Source organism: Flavobacterium sp. FlaQc-57, from assembly GCF_044007395.1.
Classification (GTDB): domain Bacteria; phylum Bacteroidota; class Bacteroidia; order Flavobacteriales; family Flavobacteriaceae; genus Flavobacterium.
In genome coordinates, this window is the sequence record NZ_JBIPDA010000001.1 from 1,195,304 (window position 1) to 1,215,604 (window position 20,301).

The 20,301-nt window shown below is 33.2% G+C and carries 20 protein-coding genes; 19 read left to right on the top strand and 1 reads right to left on the bottom strand.

Annotated features, from left to right (window positions below; genetic code table 11):
• Window positions 1–10 precede the first annotated feature (10 nt).
• From ACHRVZ_RS05110 to ACHRVZ_RS05180, 15 genes are all read left to right on the top strand, one after another.
• Entirely contained in the window at window positions 11–1,465 is a 1,455-nt protein-coding gene (locus tag ACHRVZ_RS05110) for a glutamate synthase subunit beta (RefSeq protein WP_395421112.1), read from the top strand.
• Window positions 1,466–1,909: 444 nt separating this feature from the next.
• Window positions 1,910–3,133, top strand: coding sequence for a diaminopimelate decarboxylase (gene lysA / locus ACHRVZ_RS05115; RefSeq protein WP_395421114.1), 1,224 nt, complete (start codon window positions 1,910–1,912; stop codon window positions 3,131–3,133).
• Between the two features lie 254 nt (window positions 3,134–3,387).
• Window positions 3,388–3,702 carry a GIY-YIG nuclease family protein gene (locus tag ACHRVZ_RS05120; protein ID WP_395421115.1) on the top strand — a complete coding sequence of 105 codons (315 nt, stop codon included), beginning with the start codon at window positions 3,388–3,390 and terminating at the stop codon, window positions 3,700–3,702.
• Window positions 3,703–3,893: 191 nt separating this feature from the next.
• Entirely contained in the window at window positions 3,894–4,283 is a 390-nt protein-coding gene (locus ACHRVZ_RS05125) for a helix-turn-helix domain-containing protein (protein ID WP_395421117.1), read from the top strand.
• Between the two features lie 93 nt (window positions 4,284–4,376).
• Window positions 4,377–5,018: a hypothetical protein gene (locus ACHRVZ_RS05130; protein WP_395421118.1), complete on the top strand. Its 642-nt coding sequence runs from the start codon at window positions 4,377–4,379 to the stop codon at window positions 5,016–5,018.
• A gap of 192 nt (window positions 5,019–5,210) precedes the next feature.
• Complete coding sequence (locus tag ACHRVZ_RS05135) at window positions 5,211–5,579, top strand: hypothetical protein (protein ID WP_395421119.1); 369 nt, start codon at window positions 5,211–5,213, stop codon at window positions 5,577–5,579.
• Window positions 5,580–5,707: 128 nt separating this feature from the next.
• Window positions 5,708–6,103, top strand: coding sequence for a VOC family protein (locus tag ACHRVZ_RS05140; RefSeq protein WP_395421120.1), 396 nt, complete (start codon window positions 5,708–5,710; stop codon window positions 6,101–6,103).
• Window positions 6,104–6,373: 270 nt separating this feature from the next.
• Window positions 6,374–7,561 (top strand): hypothetical protein, encoded by a 1,188-nt coding sequence (locus tag ACHRVZ_RS05145; protein WP_395421121.1) that lies wholly within the window; start codon window positions 6,374–6,376, stop codon window positions 7,559–7,561.
• A 31-nt stretch (window positions 7,562–7,592) separates the two neighbouring features.
• Window positions 7,593–8,081 carry a YegJ family protein gene (locus ACHRVZ_RS05150; protein WP_395421122.1) on the top strand — a complete coding sequence of 163 codons (489 nt, stop codon included), beginning with the start codon at window positions 7,593–7,595 and terminating at the stop codon, window positions 8,079–8,081.
• A 135-nt stretch (window positions 8,082–8,216) separates the two neighbouring features.
• Window positions 8,217–8,543: an ArsR/SmtB family transcription factor gene (locus ACHRVZ_RS05155; RefSeq protein ID WP_395421123.1), complete on the top strand. Its 327-nt coding sequence runs from the start codon at window positions 8,217–8,219 to the stop codon at window positions 8,541–8,543.
• A complete protein-coding gene (locus ACHRVZ_RS05160) occupies window positions 8,533–9,033 on the top strand; it encodes an SRPBCC domain-containing protein (RefSeq protein WP_395421124.1) in 501 nt (166 codons plus the stop codon). Before ACHRVZ_RS05155 ends, ACHRVZ_RS05160 begins: the two co-directional genes overlap by 11 nt.
• Before the next feature lie 51 nt (window positions 9,034–9,084).
• Window positions 9,085–9,585 carry an SRPBCC domain-containing protein gene (locus tag ACHRVZ_RS05165; RefSeq protein ID WP_395421125.1) on the top strand — a complete coding sequence of 167 codons (501 nt, stop codon included), beginning with the start codon at window positions 9,085–9,087 and terminating at the stop codon, window positions 9,583–9,585.
• A 381-nt stretch (window positions 9,586–9,966) separates the two neighbouring features.
• Window positions 9,967–10,836 carry an alpha/beta hydrolase gene (locus ACHRVZ_RS05170; RefSeq protein WP_395421126.1) on the top strand — a complete coding sequence of 290 codons (870 nt, stop codon included), beginning with the start codon at window positions 9,967–9,969 and terminating at the stop codon, window positions 10,834–10,836.
• A gap of 16 nt (window positions 10,837–10,852) precedes the next feature.
• A complete protein-coding gene (locus tag ACHRVZ_RS05175; RefSeq protein ID WP_395421127.1) occupies window positions 10,853–11,539 on the top strand; it encodes a GNAT family N-acetyltransferase in 687 nt (228 codons plus the stop codon).
• A gap of 22 nt (window positions 11,540–11,561) precedes the next feature.
• Window positions 11,562–11,930 carry a nuclear transport factor 2 family protein gene (locus ACHRVZ_RS05180; RefSeq protein WP_395421128.1) on the top strand — a complete coding sequence of 123 codons (369 nt, stop codon included), beginning with the start codon at window positions 11,562–11,564 and terminating at the stop codon, window positions 11,928–11,930.
• A gap of 160 nt (window positions 11,931–12,090) precedes the next feature.
• On the opposite strand, the gene ACHRVZ_RS05185 is transcribed toward ACHRVZ_RS05180, so the two are convergent.
• Window positions 12,091–13,626, bottom strand: coding sequence for a YifB family Mg chelatase-like AAA ATPase (locus ACHRVZ_RS05185; protein WP_395421129.1), 1,536 nt, complete (start codon window positions 13,624–13,626; stop codon window positions 12,091–12,093).
• Window positions 13,627–13,910: 284 nt separating this feature from the next.
• Between ACHRVZ_RS05185 and ACHRVZ_RS05190 the strand changes: the two genes are divergently transcribed.
• From ACHRVZ_RS05190 to ACHRVZ_RS05205, 4 genes are all read left to right on the top strand, one after another.
• Window positions 13,911–14,345: a GNAT family N-acetyltransferase gene (locus ACHRVZ_RS05190; RefSeq protein WP_395421130.1), complete on the top strand. Its 435-nt coding sequence runs from the start codon at window positions 13,911–13,913 to the stop codon at window positions 14,343–14,345.
• 34 nt (window positions 14,346–14,379) lie between these two features.
• Window positions 14,380–15,453, top strand: coding sequence for an alanine/ornithine racemase family PLP-dependent enzyme (locus tag ACHRVZ_RS05195; protein WP_395421131.1), 1,074 nt, complete (start codon window positions 14,380–14,382; stop codon window positions 15,451–15,453).
• Window positions 15,454–15,761: 308 nt separating this feature from the next.
• Window positions 15,762–18,752 carry an amidohydrolase family protein gene (locus ACHRVZ_RS05200; RefSeq protein ID WP_395421132.1) on the top strand — a complete coding sequence of 997 codons (2,991 nt, stop codon included), beginning with the start codon at window positions 15,762–15,764 and terminating at the stop codon, window positions 18,750–18,752.
• A 40-nt stretch (window positions 18,753–18,792) separates the two neighbouring features.
• Complete coding sequence (locus ACHRVZ_RS05205; RefSeq protein WP_395421133.1) at window positions 18,793–20,100, top strand: amidohydrolase family protein; 1,308 nt, start codon at window positions 18,793–18,795, stop codon at window positions 20,098–20,100.
• Window positions 20,101–20,301 lie beyond the last annotated feature (201 nt).

The following is a 20,301-nucleotide window of genomic DNA, read 5'->3' on the forward strand; positions in this document are numbered from 1 at the left end:
TAAAAATGTCATGGGTAAAATAGGCGGATTTAAAGAATATAACAGAGCCGACGAAAGTAATTTAGCAGTACTAGAACGTGTTTCAAACTACAACGAATTCACTATTCCGTTAGCAAAAGATAAAATAAAAGAACAAGGTTCAAGATGTATGGATTGCGGTATTCCTTTTTGCCACAGTTCTTGTCCATTAGGAAATTTAATTCCTGATTTCAACGACATGGTACATCAGGAAGAATGGCAAAGTGCATTAGAGATTTTACAATCGACTAATAACTTTCCGGAATTTACAGGTCGCTTATGCCCTGCTCCATGTGAGAAATCATGTGTATTAGGAATCATTAAAGAGCCTGTTGCGATCGAAAACATCGAGAAAAACATCATCGAAAGAGGTTTTGCTGAAGGTTGGATCAAACCACAAGCACCACTAACCAGAACAGGAAAAACTGTAGCCGTTATTGGTTCAGGTCCTGCAGGATTAGCAGCTGCTCAGCAATTAAACAGAGCAGGTCACACCGTAACTGTTTTTGAAAGAGACAATGCTATTGGAGGTTTATTACGTTACGGAATTCCGAATTTCAAACTTGAAAAAGGAATCATCGACAGACGTGTATTAATCCTTGAAGCTGAAGGAATCACTTTTAAAACCAATGTAAATGTTGGAGTTAACTTTAGCGTTGAAGAATTAAATTCTTTTGATTCTATCGTATTATGCGGTGGAGCAACTGAAAGAAGAAGTTTGCCAACTAAAGGTATCGAAAGCAAAGGCGTTGTTCAGGCAATGGATTTTCTTACGCAACAAACTAAAGTTTTATACGGAGAATCAATTCCGGATCAGGTTAAAGCAACCGGAAAAGATGTTATCGTAATTGGTGGTGGAGATACGGGTTCTGACTGCGTTGGAACATCAAACAGACACGGAGCAAAATCGGTAACAAATTTTGAGATTTTACCAAAACCTCCAGTTGGAAGAAGTGAGTCTACGCCTTGGCCTTTCTGGCCTTTGCAGTTAAAAACGTCATCTTCTCACGAAGAAGGTTGCGACAGAAACTGGTTGATCAATACTAAGGAATTCCTTGCGAACGAAAAAGGAGAATTAGTAGGTTTAAAAACCGTTGAAGTGCAATGGAAAATGACTCCAGGTCAACGTCCTGAATTAATCGAAAAAGAAGGTTCTGAAAAAATCTGGCCTTGCGATTTAGCTTTATTAGCATTAGGATTTACAGGTCCTGAGAAAACTTTAAGCGAGCAATTAGGTCTTGAATTAGATATGAGAAGCAACTATAAAGCTACAAATTATCAAACAAACGTTCCACACATTTTCACCGCTGGTGATATGAGAAGAGGACAATCATTAATTGTATGGGCTATTTCAGAAGGTCGCGAAGCTGCAAGAGAAGTTGATATGTTCTTAATGGGATATACCAACTTACCAACCAAAGGAAACGGAGACTTACCAAGTCTTTAATTTTCTTATAACAACACACTAACTAAGCTGCTAAGGCACTAAGTTTCTAAGATTCTAAGTTTTTTTACTTATTCACTTAGCAGCTTAGAGTCTTAGCAGCTATTTTTTTTGCCACAGATTTATATTCTTTTTCTGCGTCGAATTTCACGAATTATTAAAAAATCAAAGCCTGTAAAAATTTGTGAATTTTGTAAAATTCGTGACAAAAAAATCCTTTTTAATCTTTTTAATCTGTGGCAAAAAAAATTACTCATTAAACAATCTTCAACAAAAACTTAGTATCTTAGAACCTTAGGAACTCAGTACCTTCAAAAAAGTTTTATAAAAATCTAAAATAAGCAACTTTTTGTTTAAAATTAAACAATTTGTTATAATTTGTTATTTTTCTACAATTAATTTGCAGTTAGTCAAAAGTGTAATAAATTTGTCCAAAATAGTTTAAAAATGCAAGCAAAAGATTTACTGCAGTTAGCAGACCAATTTGGAAGTCCATTATATGTTTATGATGCCGAAAAAATCCAATCTCAGTACAACAGATTAACTAAAGCTTTCTCTAAGGTAGAAAACTTGAGAGTTAATTATGCCATGAAGGCATTGTCTAACGTTGCGATTCTTCAGTTATTAAAGAACATGGGGTCTGGTTTAGATACTGTATCTATTCAAGAAGTTTTATTAGGACTTCATGCTGGCTATGAACCTGAAAAAATCTTTTTTACACCAAACGGAGTTTCTCTTGAAGAAATCGAAGAAGTTGCCGCAATGGGTGTTCAAATCAATATTGACAACTTATCTATTCTGGAGCAATTTGGGACAAAACACCCTAATATTCCAGTATGTATTCGTATCAACCCACACGTAATGGCAGGCGGAAACGCAAATATTTCGGTAGGACATATCGATAGTAAATTTGGAATTTCTGTTCACCAGATTCCACATATCTTGCGAATTGTTGAGAATACAAAAATGAGCATTGTTGGAATTCATATGCACACAGGATCTGATATTTTAGATATCGAAGTATTCTTGTATGCTGCTGAAATCTTGTTTGATACTGCTAAACATTTCAAAGATTTACAATTCTTAGATTTCGGAAGCGGATTCAAAGTACCTTACAAAAAAGACGACATCGAAACAGATATCGAAGAATTAGGTAAAAAATTATCAAAAAGATTCAACTCATTCTGCGCAGAATATGGTAAAGATTTAACCTTAATTTTCGAACCGGGAAAATTCCTAGTGAGCGAAGCAGGTTTCTTCTTAGCAAAAGTAAACGTAGTAAAACAAACAACTTCAACAGTTTTTGCAGGAATAGATAGTGGTTTCAACCACTTAATTCGTCCTATGTTTTACGGTTCTTCACACCATATCGAAAACATCTCAAACCCAAAAGGAAAAGAGCGTTTTTACTCTGTTGTAGGATACATTTGCGAAACGGATACTTTTGCCAATAACCGCAAAATTTCACAAATTACAGAAGGTGATGTCCTTGCTTTCAGAAACGCCGGAGCATATTGTTTCTCAATGGCTTCGAACTACAATTCAAGATACAAACCGGCCGAAGTTTTATGGAAAGACGGTCAGGGAATCTTAATTCGTAAACAAGAAACTTTTGAAGATTTACTTACCAATCAAATTCCGTTGCCACAAGAAGTTGCTGCAACAGTTTAAAATAAAAAAAAAGAGAATATCTATATTAATCCCGTTTCTTAATTGAGGCGGGATTTTTTTGTTTTAGTCTTTTAACGTTTGTCAGACTGAGCGATTTCGAGGCTTCAGAAGCAACATACACAAAGAAACAAGTCAGTTTTGTCATTTCGACGTAAGGAGAAATCTTCGCAAGAAGCTCTACAAAGCATATCACAACAAATTAAAACATAAGAAAATTCTTAAAATATTTTTATCTTTAGCCAAAAATAATTTAAATGCAATTACAAGAAGGCTATCATACTTACTACTTATACATAATAACCAACAAATCTAAAACTGTTTTATATACTGGAGTTACTAATAATTTGAGAATTCGTTTAAGTCAACATACAGAAAGCAACACAAACGGAAACAAAACCTTTGCATCAAAGTACAATGTTACATTCTTGCTGTATTATGAAAAGTTTACTTGGATTCAAGAAGCAATTTCTCGTGAAAAAGAAGTAAAAGACTGGCGAAGAGAAAAGAAAATCGAATTAATTAAGACTATTAATCCAAATCTGGATTTTTTGAATTATTTGTTTGTATGACTTCATAAGCAAATCTCTGTGCAACATTTCCATTCTTTGTAGAGTTTCTTGTGAAGATTTCTCCTCCGTCGAAATGACAAGATTGTGGATAATTGAGACTTGAAAACTGAAACTTCGAATAACAAATCTCCTCAGAAAAATCATATATTTACTCTTCAATAAAATCAAAAAAAATAAATACCTTTGAAATTATGAGCACAACAGCAAAACCAAAACATATCGGCAGAAACATAAGCCGAATCAGGGAACTTCGAGGTATGAAGCAGGAAGCACTTGCGCAGGCAATTGGTACAAATCAGCAGGCTATTTCTGGTATTGAAGGAAGCGAAACGATTGACGAAATTAAACTTGCTAATATTGCAGAAGCACTTGGTGTTACGGTAGAAGCTATTAAAAGTTTTTCAGAAGAAAATGTATTTAACTATTTTAATACTTTTAATGAATCTGTTACGGGAAGTTTTATAACCAATAATTCTTGTAACTTCAATCCACTTGATAAAGTTGTCGAACTTTACGAACGCTTAGTTCAAGTTGAAAAAGACAAAAACGAATATTTAGAAAAATTACTAAAAGGAAAATAATTCCTCAATAATAAATTTTACGAAAGCACAAATATATTTTTATTTTGTGCTTTTTTTGTGCACAACCAAAATTCCAATCCAAATTTTAAACCTATGAAATTAAATCTACTCACATTATTTTTTGTCTTATCAGTAAGTTTTATTTATTCTCAAAAAACAATCAAAATAATTTTAGACCCAAAAATAAAAGCGTTGGCTCTTGAAAATATAAATACAACAAACAACGGATCACAATATGCGATAGATTCTATTTATGGAACAGTTTATAGAGGAAAAAATATGGTTGAAGACACTATATTTTATGATCATCTAAAAAATGATTTTACAAAAAAAGACTTTATGTGCAATCATTATTACAAAAATGATACACTTATTATTAAAGGTGGCTTTGGCTCTAGATTTCAAAGATATGGTTTCGTTGCTAAAGTGTTTCCAAACAAAACTGCCGAAGTAAAATTACGCATGTCTTGGGGTTATCCCTCTTATTTTACAAGTAGAGAACAGGTAGATGCTAAAAGCGAAATACTCGTTTATACAAGAACTTCAAAACTTGTTCTCAACAGATTACCCAACAATAAATCTGATCGTAAACATATTTATGGCTGTGTCGATTTTTTAAGCGAAGATTACTTTGTTGAAATGAAAGACAAAAAAACTGGAGACCTTTATAAAGAAAAAAATACAATGGAATACAAGATTTATTTTGACAGCAGGTATCTCAAAGATGATGAATAACACCCCGCTGCTGGCGCGAGCGTCCCGCTCGTGAACACTAGACATGCAAGCCCTATGAAAAACTAAAAAAACATTGCAGTCACGAGCGGGACACTCGCGCTAGCATAAGTATATACAAAACATAATTCAATTCCATACTAATCCCAGCTTCATTTTTAATTTGTAATTTTGTTACACAAAAAAAATATCAAAATGAAACCTCAAATCCGAATTTTAATTTATTCAATCTTATTCTTCTTATATCTTTCAACAACTTCATCTTTACTTACATTGGGTGAAACATTAAAAACGGATCCGTATGTAACTTTAGGCTGTGGTTTTGCTGTTTTAAACATACTTTATACTTTCTTCGCTTTAAAGTGGACACCTTTGCTAAATATAATCTTATCTATCGCAATTGCGGCTTTAAGCCTATTCTTGGCCGTGAAGTTTACAAACTTACACTTGCTTTTAAAGTATGATCCTTATCAGGTAAAAACAGCCATATTTGCCAATGCTGTTTTTTCAATTGTCTTTTGGGAAATTATTTACCAGGTAAAAATTAGAAAACAGGTAAAATAATATTCTACCAAAAGCTAGATGCATTGCCATACATCTCCATTTCTATAATTTTCAGTTTAAAATTTCATAAATTTATTGTCCGATTATTTTATGACCGGAATTGAATTCTAATTTTTAAAATGAATTATATGGAAACTAAAAAAATATGGGCCAATATGGGCGTAGAAAATTTAGACCGAACTACTAAATTCTATACTGATTTGGGTTTTAAACCAAACGGCCATAATACAAATAACGAATTACGAAGCTTTATTTTTGGAGATGAAAATTTTATAATTCACTTTTTTGTAAAAGAACAGCTTGAAAAGTTTGTTCCTAAAGTAGCAGATTTATCTACCGGAAATGAAATTATATTCAGTCTATCAGCAAAGAACATTGAAGAAGTCGATCAATGGGCTGAGGAAGTTAGAAAGGCCGGAGGAAAAATTTTCCTCGAACCGTCAAAATACCAACAAGGATATACTTTTGGTTTTTCTGATCCGGACGGACATAAATTTAATGTTCTATACTGGCCCGGAATGTAGAATTTTTAATAAACAAACATGATAACCTGAGCATTAGCAGAAATCTCTGTAATTAAATTTTCTTACTCTATTTCTTATGAAAAACAAAATTTCTAATCTAGCCCCGATAAAGCCGATATCCTCGTAATGAAATGGAGAGATAAAGGAGAAAGCGGGACGGATGCTTATTATGAAAACGGAAATTACTGCTTCATAAATTTAAAAATTACCTTATCTGAATTTATCTAAAAACCGATATATTTACACCTTCAAAATCAATTGGTCTTTAGAATGAAAAAAATTACTTTACTGTTTTCAATATTATTTTTGGCACTTTCGTCGTGCGGCGTAAAAACTACTCAATCATTAATTAGCGATGGCAATTATGATGGCGCAATAGACCGAGCTGTCGAGGCTTTGAGAACTAAAAAAGATTCGAAAGGAAAACAGGATTATGTCTATTTGCTCGAAGAGGCTTTTGCAAAAGGAAAAGACAGAGATTTACGCAATCTTGATTTGATGAATAAAGAAGCAAATCCTGCAAATGCAGAGCGTATTTATAACACCTATTTACAGCTGAATAATCGTCAGGAAAAAATTAGACCTTTATTACCATTGCCTTTATTGAAACTGGGAAAAAATGCTTCTTTTCCGTTTGATAATTATTCAAATGAGATTGTAAGCAGTAAAAATGCGCTGTCGAAGTATTTATATGAAAATGCATCAACGCTTTTAAAATCGAATAACAAATTGGATTTCAGAAAGGCTTATGATGATTTTTTCTATCTGGAAAGTATTAATCCAGGATATAAGAATACTAAAAAATTAATGAGTGATGCCTTGTATAAAGGAACTGATTTCGTTGATGTTTATGCTACAAATGAAACCAATATGGTGATTCCGAGGCAGCTTCAGGATGATTTACTGGATTTTAAAACCTACGGTTTAAACGATAAATGGACGGTTTATCATAGCGCGCGACAAAAAAATGTTTCGTACGATTATAGTTTGATTATCAATTTTGTCCAAATTAATATTTCGCCAGAACAAATTAAAGAGAAAGAATTCAGTAAGGAAAGACAGATTAAAGACGGTGTAAAAACGCTTTTGGATGGCCGCGGAAGACCTGTTAAAGATAGCCTTGGCAAAGAAATAAAAGTGGATAATTATAGAATACTCCGTGCAAAAATATACGAATTCAGACAATTTAAATCGTGTCAGATAACGGCAAAAGTAGATTACGTTGATCTAAAAACGAATCAATTATTACAATCGTTTCCTGTAAGCAGCGAATTTATTTTTGAGAATATTTACTCCAGATATAAAGGTGATCGAAATGCTTGTGAAGATAATTATTTGAATTATTTTGATAGACGTCCGGTTCCTTTTCCAAACAACGAACAAATGGTTTTTGATACAGGTGAAGATTTAAAAGCAAGACTTAAAGACATTATTGTTCGAAATAAATTTAGAGGATAAACACTTTACTATTTAAATTAAAATAACTACGATGAAAACCAAAATTCTAATTGCATCAATTATCTTTTGTCTTATAAGCTGTAAAAAATCAGACAAAGTTGAAAGAGAAAACCAACCTGACATTTACAACGTTGAAGGCAATGATAAAGAAATGACTGAGGCAATAAAAAAAGCCAATCAAAGTTTAGCCGATTTCAACACCGCATTAACCAATCCAAAAATTGAAGTTAAATCCTTAAAAGTTAAATTTAAAAATCAACAGAATACTGAGCATATTTGGTTAAGTAATGTTGAATTTAAAGAGGGGAAATATACAGGAGTTTTAGATAATGAACCCGAATATATTACGGACTATAAAATTGGAGACACAATAAATGTGGATAATAAAAATATTAGCGACTGGATGTATATTGAAAACGGAAAATTATTTGGAGGTTATACCATAAAAGTTCTAAGAAACCGAATGTCCGAAAGCGAAAGAAAACAATTTGATGCCGAAAGCGGAATGCAAATAGATTAAATACAAAATGTAAAGATGCACAAATGTGCATCTTTTTTTTTACAACCAAATTAAAAAAACAATGAAAAAACATCGTGCAACCAAAAAGTTGCGTATATTTGCAACTGATTAGTTGCGTATTAAAATAATTTAAAAATGAAACGAGATATTTTTCAAGCGATTGCCGACCCGACTCGGAGAGCAATTTTAGTATTGATTGCCAGTAATGCTTTGACACCAAATGCAATTGCAGAACAATTTAATACGACAAGACAAGCCGTTTCTAAACACATTAAAATCCTCAACGAATGTGAGTTGTTAAACGAAACAAAAGTTGGCAGAGAAATTTATTACCAACTTAAAATTGATAAAATGAAAGAAGTTGACCAATGGATGGAACAATTTAAACAAATCTGGGAAAGCCGTTTTAGTCAATTAGACCAAGTATTGATGAATTTAAAATCTAAAGAAAATGAAATCTAATCTTTTAATGAATTTTACGGTAGACAAAGAAAACAAAACAGTAAACATCAAACGTGAGTTTAACGCTCCTTTGTCAGACGTTTGGTCAGCTTGGACAGAAGCTGAAATATTAGACCAATGGTGGGCTCCTGCCCCATTCAGATCTCAAACAAAAAGTATGGAATTTAAAGAAGGCGGTCGAAGATTGTATGCCATGGTTGGTTTAGAAGGTGAAGAACGTTGGAGTACTTTTGATTACACTTCAATTTCGCCAAAAACAAATTTTAAATACTCTGCTACTTTTTGCGACCCGGAAGGGAATCCTAATTCAATTTTTGCAAGTTCTTACTGGGACGTATCTTTCTCTGAACAAGATAATTCGACATTTGTTGATATTGCAATTAAACGAGATAGCCTTGCAGAATTAGAAAAATTAATTGAAATGGGATTCAAGGAAGGAATCACAGTGACAATGGCAAGCTTAGATAAAATCTTTGAAGCACGAAAATAAAAACCTTTTCAATTCATTAGTTTAAACATTAATAATCTAAAAAATAAAAAAATGAAATCTAATCTTTTGATGAATTTTACTGTAAACAAAGAAAACAAAACGGTAAATGTAAAACGTGAGTTCAGCGCATCGCTTGCCAATGTTTGGTCGGCTTGGACTGAGGCTGAAATATTAGACCAATGGTGGGCGCCATCTCCGTGGAAGTCCAAAACAAAGAGCATGGAATTTAAAGAAGGCGGACGCAGACTTTATGCGATGGTTGGTCCTGAAGGTGAAGAGCATTGGGCTATAGCCGATTTTACTTCGATTACGCCAAAAACAAATTTTAAATATCTGGATGCTTTTTGCGATAAAGAAGGAAATCTAAATCCTGATTTCCCACGTTCTGATTGGAATGTAAACTTTTCAGAACAAGGAAGTTCTACCTTCGTTGATATTGCGATTAAACACGAAAACTTAGCCGATATCGAAAAAATTATCGAAATGGGTTTCAAAGAAGGATTTACGATTGCTCTGGAAGGTCTAGACAAAATTTTTGCTTCGAAAGGGTAATAAAAATATGTTTTATAGCTATTAATCCCGTTCTCCAAAAGGCGATCGGGGTTTTTATTTTTTTCCGAATACCTAAATTTTAGTAATAATTGTAATATATTGCTGTTCATTTACAATTATAAACTTGCTTTTTCGATTTGAAAAAATACTTTTTTATATGATTAAAAAAACTTCTCCCATTTGAAGAATTAGTCTATCATTCTAAATGAAATTGAACCAGAAAAATCTTTTAAATTTGGCACTACAAACTTTTCCTATTCTAAACCATGCCTTGGTAAAATCTACACTGACAGATTTGAAATAAAAAAAACATCATAGATTTAGAGAAAATTTTACAATCCAAAATAATACAAAACAATAATACCAATTAAATACTCCAAAATGAATAAATACATTGCCTTTCTCTTTTTATTATTTACTCCAACTTTAATTTTTAGCCAAACCAATAAATCCAAATCAACAGAAAGTAATAAACCTTTTGTATTAGGAGTTATTGACGAAATTCAATCGAAAGAACTGAATGAAAAAAGAATCCTGAATATCTATCTTCCCGAAGGTTACAACTCAAACGACGCTACAAAATATCCTGTAATTTATTTATTGGATGGTTCTGCTGATGAAGATTTTATTCATATTTCCGGATTGGTACAATTTAATAGTTTTGAATGGGTAGATCAGGTTCCAAAATCAATAGTGGTTGGAATTGCTACTGTTGACAGAAGAAGAGATTTTACGTTTCCGACAACTATTGAAAAAGATCAAAAACGTTTTCCAACTTCGGGACATTCCGATAAATTTATTGCTTTTATTGAGAAAGAATTACAGCCTTTTATAGATAAAAAATACAAAACAACCAATTCTAAAACGATTATTGGACAATCTTTAGGCGGATTATTAGAAACAGAAATCTTATTGAAGAAACCAAACCTTTTCAATAAATACATTATCGTTAGTCCAAGTTTATGGTGGAATAATGGTTCTTTGTTAAATCAAGATTCTGCCATTTTTCAGGAAAATTTTAATCAGCCAACTGATATTTATATTGCCGTTGGAAAGGAAGGACTTACTCCAACCGAAATTCCGAGAGTAATGGAAGTTGATGCTAATTTGCTTGCTGAGAAAATTAAAGCTACTAAAAGCAAAAATGTAAAAGTATATTTTGATTACTTACCTCTCGAAAACCACGCTACTATTTTACATCCGGCAGTTTCTAATTCATTTAGAGTTTTATATCCAAAACCTAAAGAATAAAATAAAGTCATTAATAATGAAAAGTACAGAAGAATATAAATTAGATAATCCGGTTTGGAATTCCTTGTCAGAAGTTCATACCGAATTTGCTATTGATTACGGAAATACAAAATTCTACAATCCTGATTATTGCCCGTTTGGAGGTTTTATTCAACTTGAAAGCACCAAAGATGCAGCAAATCAATATGCAGCGTTAACCGAAAGTCTTTTTATCGTTGGAGACCAGCCTTCTCTTCCTGATTTTTTGAAAGTTGAAAAAGAATTAGTTTGTCTTCAAATGATTGTTCATGAAAAAATTGAATTACCTATTGAAGTGGAGATCGTCAAGCTTACTGAAAAACATAATGAAGCATTATGTGATTTGGTGAATTTAGTTCAGCCTGGATATTTTAAAGATAAAACTCCTTTATTGGGCGATTATTTTGGAATTTTCAAAGGCGAGCAATTAATTGCAATTACCGGAGAACGCATGAAAATGGATCGTTTTACAGAAGTCAGCGCCATAATTACGCATCCTGATCACACCGGAAAAGGTTATGCAAAACAGTTAATCGCTCATGTTGTCAATAGAATTTTCGATCAAGATAAAATTCCGTTTTTGCATGTTGTAGAAAGTAACATTGGCGCAATTAAGCTTTATGAGAAACTAGGTTTTACAACAAGAAGAAAAATGAGTTTTTGGTATATCTCTAAAAATCAGTAATTTTAAATTTAATTCTCTGATTATGACACTAAATAAACAAACTGTAAACGAATACATGGATGCTTTTAGAGTAAGTGACCATAAACGAATTTTGGCTTGCCTGACTGATGATATCATTTGGGAAATGCCAGGAATTTATCAGCATGTTGGAAAAGAAGCTTTTGATAAAGAAATTGAAAATGACAATTTTGTTGGGAGCCCTACAATTCAAATCGTAAAACTGGTTGAAGAAAATGATATTGTTATTGCCGAAGGTGCTGTTCAGGGAAACATGAAAAATGGCAATATTCTAGACGCGGTTTTTTGTGATGTTTTTGAAATGCAAAATGGCAAAATAAAAAAACTTACTTCTTATTTAATGTCAAGAAATGCAAATTTGAAATTTGAGTAATATTTAACCTCAAAGCACGCAAAGTTTTTCTATACACAATTTTATAAAACACAAAGTTCACAAAGCTATTTGTAGATTCAGCTTTGTGAACTTTGTGTTTTCTGTTAGTGATACAAAATTAAACCTTAACGTACTTTGCGGTTAATAATCTTCTAAAGTGCTACCCCAACCAACCATCACGATCCAAACTTCTGTATTGAATAGCTTCGGCAATGTGTTGAGAAACTACAGTTGGTGCATTGTCTAAGTCGGCAATAGTTCTCGAAACTTTCAAAATTCTATCGTAAGCTCGTGCAGAAAGATTGAGTCGTTCCATAGCCGTTTTTAACAATTCTTTCGATTGATCGTCAAGCGCACAAAACTCCCGAATTAATTTACTGCTCATTTGAGCATTGTAATGTATGTTTTCCATTTCTTCAAATCGCTTGGTTTGAATTTCGCGCGCTGCGGTAACTCGTTTTCGAATTTCTACACTACTTTCAGCTTTTCGATCGTCGGCTAATTTTTCGAAAGGAACCGGTGTAACTTCAATATGAATATCAATTCGGTCTAATAATGGACCCGAAATTTTACTCAAATAGCGCTGCATTTCATGTGGAGATGACGTATTTGGCATACTTGGATCATTAAAAAAACCGCTTGGACTTGGGTTCATACTAGCCACCAACATAAACGACGAGGGATAAGTTACCGTAAATTTAGCTCTCGAAATAGTGACTTCCCGATCTTCAAGCGGCTGACGCATCACCTCTAAAACATCGCGTTTGAATTCTGGCAATTCATCCAAAAATAAAACTCCGTTGTGCGCCATAGAAATTTCACCTGGCTGAGGATAACTTCCACCTCCTACAAGCGCAACATTCGAAATAGTATGATGCGGGCTTCTAAAAGGCCTTTGATTCATTAACCCTACTTCTTTTAATTTTCCGGCGACACTATGAATTTTAGTTGTTTCTAAAGCTTCACGCAAAGTCATTGGCGGCAAAATACTTGGAACTCTTTTTGCCAACATTGTTTTTCCTGCTCCGGGCGGACCAATTAAAATAATGTTGTGACCTCCGGCTGCGGCAATTTCCATACAACGTTTTATACTTTCCTGTCCACGAACATCAGAAAAATCAAACTCTGGAAAGTCCAAGGTTTTATAAAATTCAGCTCTTGTATCAATTATAGTTGGTTCAAGAGTTCCTTTTCCGGCAAAAAAATCAATTACTTCCTGTAGCTTCTCAACTCCGTAAACATCCAAACCGGTAACTATAGCAGCCTCTTTTGCATTTTGAATCGGAAGAAAGAAACCTTTATATCCTTCTTCTTTTGCTTTTATAGCAATTGGCAATGCACCACGAATGGGTTGCAAACTTCCGTCTAGAGAAAGTTCTCCCATAATAATGTACTGATCAATTTCCGGAGCTTTTATCTGATCTGAAGCAACTAAAATCCCCATTGCCAAAGGCAAGTCATAAGCAGAACCCTCTTTTCGAAGATCAGCGGGTGCCATATTGATGGTTATTTTTTTTCCCGGTAAACTTAATCCGTTGTTTTTAAGAGCGGCAGCAATTCGATAACTACTTTCTTTTATTGCATTGTCCGGCAATCCAACTAAGTGATAACCAATTCCTTTATCCATGTGTACTTCGACTGTTATAGTCGTTGCTTCTACTCCAAAAACAGCACTTCCGTAAACTTTTACTAACATAAAATCTTCTCATTAAATATTTTTAAAACTACTAAATTTAATTTTATTTAACAGTTAAAATAGTACAAATAATTATAATTTGAAAAACGTCACAAAAGGCTAAAAAACAAAAAGACCATATTTTATTGGGATTTAACCAGTATTTATGCTTATCTTGCGAAAATATCATCGATTTCTATCGAAAAATTCGATTTCTAGTTCTAGGAATCTTACTGCAATTGATTTTGCATCTTTTTATCTGCTGAAATTTTACTATCAGTACAAATAATCTAAAAATTTAAACAATGGAATTTAAATTAATTAATCCAATTACTGGACCAGACGAGACATATACACCCGAAATTATTGCTGCTTTTTTACACATTCATTTGGAACAATATGGTGACGAAATAGATGATATTCTTAAATGTATTGCCTATGCAATGAATCCGAACAAAGGAGGTAATATCGTTATTGGACTAGAAAATCAGAAAATTGTTGGAGCTGTGGTTTTAAACAATACTGGAATGAAAGATTTTATTCCTGAGAACCTTCTGGTATATATTGCTGTTGACAATTCGGAAAGAGGAAAAGGATATGGAAAAAAACTAATGGAGAAAGCCATTGCTGTTGCCGAAGGAAATATTGCGCTACACGTAGAGCCCGACAATCCTGCTAAAAAATTATACGAAAAACTCGGATTTACGAATAAATATCTTGAAATGAGGTTAATTAAATAAACCCGAATTAATAAATTCAATAAAAAAAAGCCAAATGGCATTCATAAAATTATACCGTAAGAAACTAAAAGAAAATTACACTTTCCTGAATTCACTTTTTGAATTAAAAAACATTCAATGGGGAGTTGTATCGAAACTTTTATGTGGAAACAAAATTTACCTAAAAGAAATCATTTCATTGGGAGTCAAAGAAATACATGATTCCCGAGTAAGTAATTTAAAGAAAATAAAATCGCTTGATCCTACTATTCAAACCGTTTACATAAAACCGCCAGCAAAACGAAGTATTCCAAATATTGTAAAATATGCCGATGTAAGTTTTAATACCGAAATTTATACCATTCAAATGCTTTCAGACGAAGCTAAAAAGCAAAACAAAACTCATAAAATCATCATTATGATCGAAATGGGAGATTTGCGCGAAGGTGTTATGGGCGAAGATTTAATCGAATTTTATGGCTCAATTATAAGTATGCCAAATATTGAAATTCTAGGAATTGGTACCAACTTAAATTGTCTAAGCGGCGTAATGCCAACTCAGGATAAACTAATCCAGTTGAGTTTGTATAAACAACTTATCGAAGCGAAATTCGGCATTACAATTCCTTGGGTTTCTGGCGGAACATCTGTTGCGATACCTTTATTACTTAAAAATGCCAGACCAATGGATGTAAATCATTTTAGAATTGGTGAAGCATTATTTTTTGGAAAAGATTTATTTACCGGCGAAACTATTAAAGGTATGCACAATGACGTCTTTAAGCTTTTTGCCGAAATCATAGAAATAACCGAAAAACCAGATATTCCGACAGGAGAACTTGGCGAAAATGTCGCTGGAAATACGTTCTCTATGAATGATACCGAAGATTTTGGAGGAACTTCTTTAAGAGCTATTCTGGATATCGGATTACTCGATATGCAACCACAATATTTAGAAGCAGTAGATCAGGAAATTACAATAGTCGATGCCAGCTCTGATATGTTGGTAATTGATATTTCGAGTTCTTCAAAAAAATATAAAGTTGGCGATTTAGTTTCTTTTAATATTAAGTATATGGGAGCTTTGTATTTATTAAGTTCTAATTACATCGAAAAAAACATAGAGTAATAATCCACTTTTGCGAGTTCCAAACCAATTTAACATTTAAGTACTTCAAATCAATTAGCACATTTTTCTTAAGAGAAAACAGCTGTGCGCAATTTCCGGCAATAATAAATCTACAACAAATTGATTTATACTTTTTTCCAGATTAATAATTCTTCATTTTATACTAATATAATTTTTCATAGGATTATATTGACGCTATTGATCAAAGGTTTAATTAAAAACTTATTGAAATAAAGAAAAAACTTATTTAAAATAAATCCCGTATAACATATATTTCATATTTTTAGCAACAAATTTGCAAATAAACTATGAAAAAAGTCCTACTCCTACTCTTTTTGAGTGTTTTTTTAACAAAAACGTACGCTCAAGATTATTTCCCTATTAATGAAAGCGTGCAAAACAAAAACAAAAATTATACAGTTTTTACGAATGCCACGATTTATGTAACTCCAACTCAAAAAATCGAAAAAGGAACTTTACTCATTCAGGATGGTAAAGTTGTTGCCGTTGGAAATAATATTGCAATCCCAAAAAATAGCATTGCTATTGATCTTGCAGGAAAAACAATCTACCCTTCGTTTATTGATATTTATACCAGTTTTGGAATTCAAAAACCAAAAAATAATTCCGGAGGCGCTCGTGATCCTTTGTACGATACCAAAAGAGTTGGTTATTACTGGAACGAAAGTATTCGCCCTGAAGTAAACTCGTATGAAACTTTTAAATACGACCAACCTAAAGCAGAAGAATTATTAAAAGCAGGTTTTGGTGTTGTTGGCACTCATATTCCAGATGGGGTCGCTCAGGGAACCGGAATTTTAGTAGCGCTGAATAATACCGAAAACAGCAAACAAATTATTGGAAATAAAGTCACCAATCATTTTGCGTTTACAAGAAGTGTCCTAACCAATCAGGCATATCCAAGTTCCTTAATGGGGATGATGGCTTTGTTACGTCAAATGTATTTGGATTTGGACTGGTACAAAAAAGGCAATTCAGAAACTAAAGATTTATCCTTAGAGGCTTTGGCTAATAATGAAAAGTTAGTTCAAATTTTTGCTACAGAAGACAAACTGAACAGCTTGAGAGCGGCTAAAATAGCCAAGGAATTCGGCCTTAACTATGTTCTAAAAGGAAGCGGAAATGAGTTCGAAAGAATTGACGAGATTAAAAACACCAATGCTAAATTTATTATTCCAATCAGTTTCCCTGAAGCTTATGATGTTTCAAATCCGTATTTATCCAATCAAATTGAATTGACTGATATGCGTTTTTGGAATCAGGCACCTACAAACTTAAAAGTTCTTTCGGACAACGGAGTTGTTTTTGCCCTGACAACAGACAAATTAAAAAAGACTGAAGATTTTAAACCTAATCTATTGAAAGCTATTAAATATGGTTTTGATAAGACAAAAGCTCTGGAGGCTTTAACAACAATTCCGGCTGCAATTTTAGGAAAAAGCAATGAAGTTGGAAGTTTAAAAACAGGCAGTTATGCAAACTTTGTTATTACTTCAGGAGAAATCTTTGATGAGAAAACAGTTCTGTATGAAAACTGGGTTCAAGGAACTAAATATGTGGTTAATGATATCAATGCTAAAGATATTCGAGGAAATTACGACTTAACGGTTGGAAAAGAAACTTATAAATGGAAAATTGACGGAACTGCTGAAGCTCCAAAATCTGAAATAACAACTGCCGATACTAAAAAAGTAAACAACACTTTTGCCGTTTCCAAAAATTGTATTTCACTTCTGATTAAACCTTCAGATTCTATTAAATCTAATTTTACACGTTTAACAGGTTTTATCGAAAAGCCGGAAAACTTATCTGGAAAAGCAGTATTATCAAACGGTGAAGAATTGATTTGGACGGCTTTAAAAACGAGTGCTTTTGTGGCTGTAAAAGATTCTTCTAAAGTAGAAAAACCAAATCCTATTATTCCAACGACATATCCGAATGTTGCTTTTGGTGATTCGAAAAAACTAACCGCCCAAACTATATTATTTAAAAATGCTACGGTTTGGACAAATGAGAAAGAAGGCATTTTAACCGAATCTGATGTTTTAATTAAGAATGGGAAAATCTCGGCGATTGGAAAAAATCTTTCAGATGCCTCTGCTATCGTTGTTGATGCAAAAGGAAAACATATCACAAGCGGAATTATCGACGAGCATTCTCACATCGCTATTTCAAGAGGTGTAAACGAGAGTGGGCATAATTCGACTGCCGAAGTAACTATTCAGGATGTTGTAAACTCTGAAGACATTAATATCTACAGAGATCTTGCAGGAGGTGTAACAATTTCTCAATTACTACACGGATCTGCAAATCCAATTGGTGGCCGTTCTGCCATTGTAAAATGGAAATGGGGTTCTGCTCCCGAAGAAATGCTATACAAAAATCAACCTAAATTTATCAAATTTGCTTTAGGTGAAAATGTAAAACAAGCCAATTGGGGAATTGATAATCCAACTCGTTTTCCTCAAACCAGAATGGGTGTTGAACAGGTCTTTACTGATTATTTTCAACGTGCAAAAGAATATGACGAAAGCTGGAAAAAATTCAATAGCGGTTCTAAAAAAGGAAAAGCACCACGTGTGGATTTAGAATTACAAACTTTAGCTGAAATTATCAACAAAGAGCGTTTCATTACTTGTCATTCTTATGTAGAATCTGAAATTTTAATGTTGATGAATGTAACTGAGAAATTTAATTTCAGAGTAAATACTTTTACTCATATTCTTGAAGGATATAAAGTAGCCGATAAAATGAAAGAACACGGAGTTGGAGCTTCTACATTCTCTGATTGGTGGGCTTATAAATTTGAAGTAAATGATGCCATTCCGTTTAACGGACCAATTATGCATAATGAAGGATTAGTTGTTGCTTATAATTCTGATGACGCCGAAATGTCAAGAAGACTAAATCAGGAAGCTGCAAAAGCAGTTAAATACGGAAACATCTCTGAAGAGGATGCTTGGAAATTTGTAACTCTAAATCCTGCAAAATTACTGCATATCGATGATAAAGTAGGAAGTCTTAAAATTGGTAAAGATGCTGACGTTGTACTTTGGAGCGATAATCCTTTATCGATTTATGCCAAAGTGGAAAAAACAATTATTGAAGGTGTTACCTATTTTGATATTGAAAAGGATGCTGAAAAACAATCTTCTATTACTAAAGAAAGAAGCTTGCTGATTGGGCAAATGCTTCAAGAAAAAAACAAAGGAATGAGCACACAGCAACCTGCCAAAAAGGAGAAAAAAGAATATCACTGTGACACTTTGGAACAATAATAACTGCTTTAGACAATTCGTAAAGATAAAAACAGATAACATGATAAATAAAAACATCTATATAATGTTGTTCCTAATTTGTACTTCGCTACAAATAAAAGCACAACAAATACCCGCATCAAAACAAACCAAATCGATTTTGATTTTAAATGCTACCGCTCATTTAGGTAACGGAACTGTAATTCAAAATAGTGCTATTGGATTTAAAGACGGAAAAATTACTTTAGTTGCAGACGCTACAACCATCAGACTTGCTGCAAATGCTTATGATACTACGATTGATGCCAGCGGTAAACACGTTTACCCGGGATTTATTGTTCCTAATGCAACATTAGGATTGGTCGAAATTGATGCAGTGAAATCATCCGACGATCAGGAAGAAATTGGAAGTTTTAATCCGAATGTGAGAAGTATTATTGCATATAATTCTGAATCGAAAGTAGTTGAAACCGTTCGTCCAAATGGTGTACTTATAGCACAAGTAACTCCTCGAGGAGGCCGAATTTCAGGAACATCTTCAGTAGTCCAATTAGATGCTTGGAGCTGGAAAGATGCTATTATAAAAGAGAATGACGGAATTCACCTTAATTTTCCATCTGGCTTTAAAAGATCCGGATCATGGTTTGAACCCGGGATTATTGAAGCCAATAAAGATTATCCAAAACAGGTTGAAGAAATTGTTGCTTTCCTGGTAAACGCAAATGCTTACAATAAAGATGCTGCGAAAGAAAGAAACATTGTTATGGAAGCTACAAAAGGGCTTTTTGACGGAACTCAAACGCTCTATATTCATGCAGACGAAGAAAAACAAATTGTAGATGCGATTCAGTTAGCTGCTAATAATCAAATTAAAAAGATTGTTATTGTTGGAGGTTTTGAAGCTTACAAAGCTACTGATGTATTACAAAAGTACAATGTTGGCGTTTTCCTGAGACGCGTTCATGATATGCCTACAAGTGATGATCAGGACGTAAACCTTCCTTATAAAATGGCAAAAATATTAATTGATAAAGGTATTGTAGTTGGTCTTGAAAATAGCGGAGATCACGAACGTATGAGTGTACGAAATCTTCCGTTTTTAGCCGGAACTTGTGCTGCTTTTGGCTTAGATAAAGAAAAAGCTTTACAACTTATTACCTCAAATACCGCTAAATTATTAGGCATCGATGCAACTTGTGGTACATTAGAAACTGGCAAAGATGCGACCCTTTTTATCTCCGAAGGTGACGCACTCGACATGAGAACAAATAAATTAACCAGTGCATTTATTCAGGGAAGAACCATTAATTTAGAAACTTTCCAAACCAAATTGAATGATAAATTCAAAACAAAGTACAACCAGAAATAATTAAACTTTTTCGCGAAAAAAGGCATCATTTGAAAAATTCATTTGATGCCTTTTTTATGCAAAATAAAAACCATTTAGCGCAATTCTTTGAATTTTCGAGCAGAATTAGTCTTAAAAACAAAAATATTATCTCGATTTTATGTTAACAAAGCCTCAGAAACAATTGTTTTTCAAATTTTAGATTAATAAATTATAAATTTT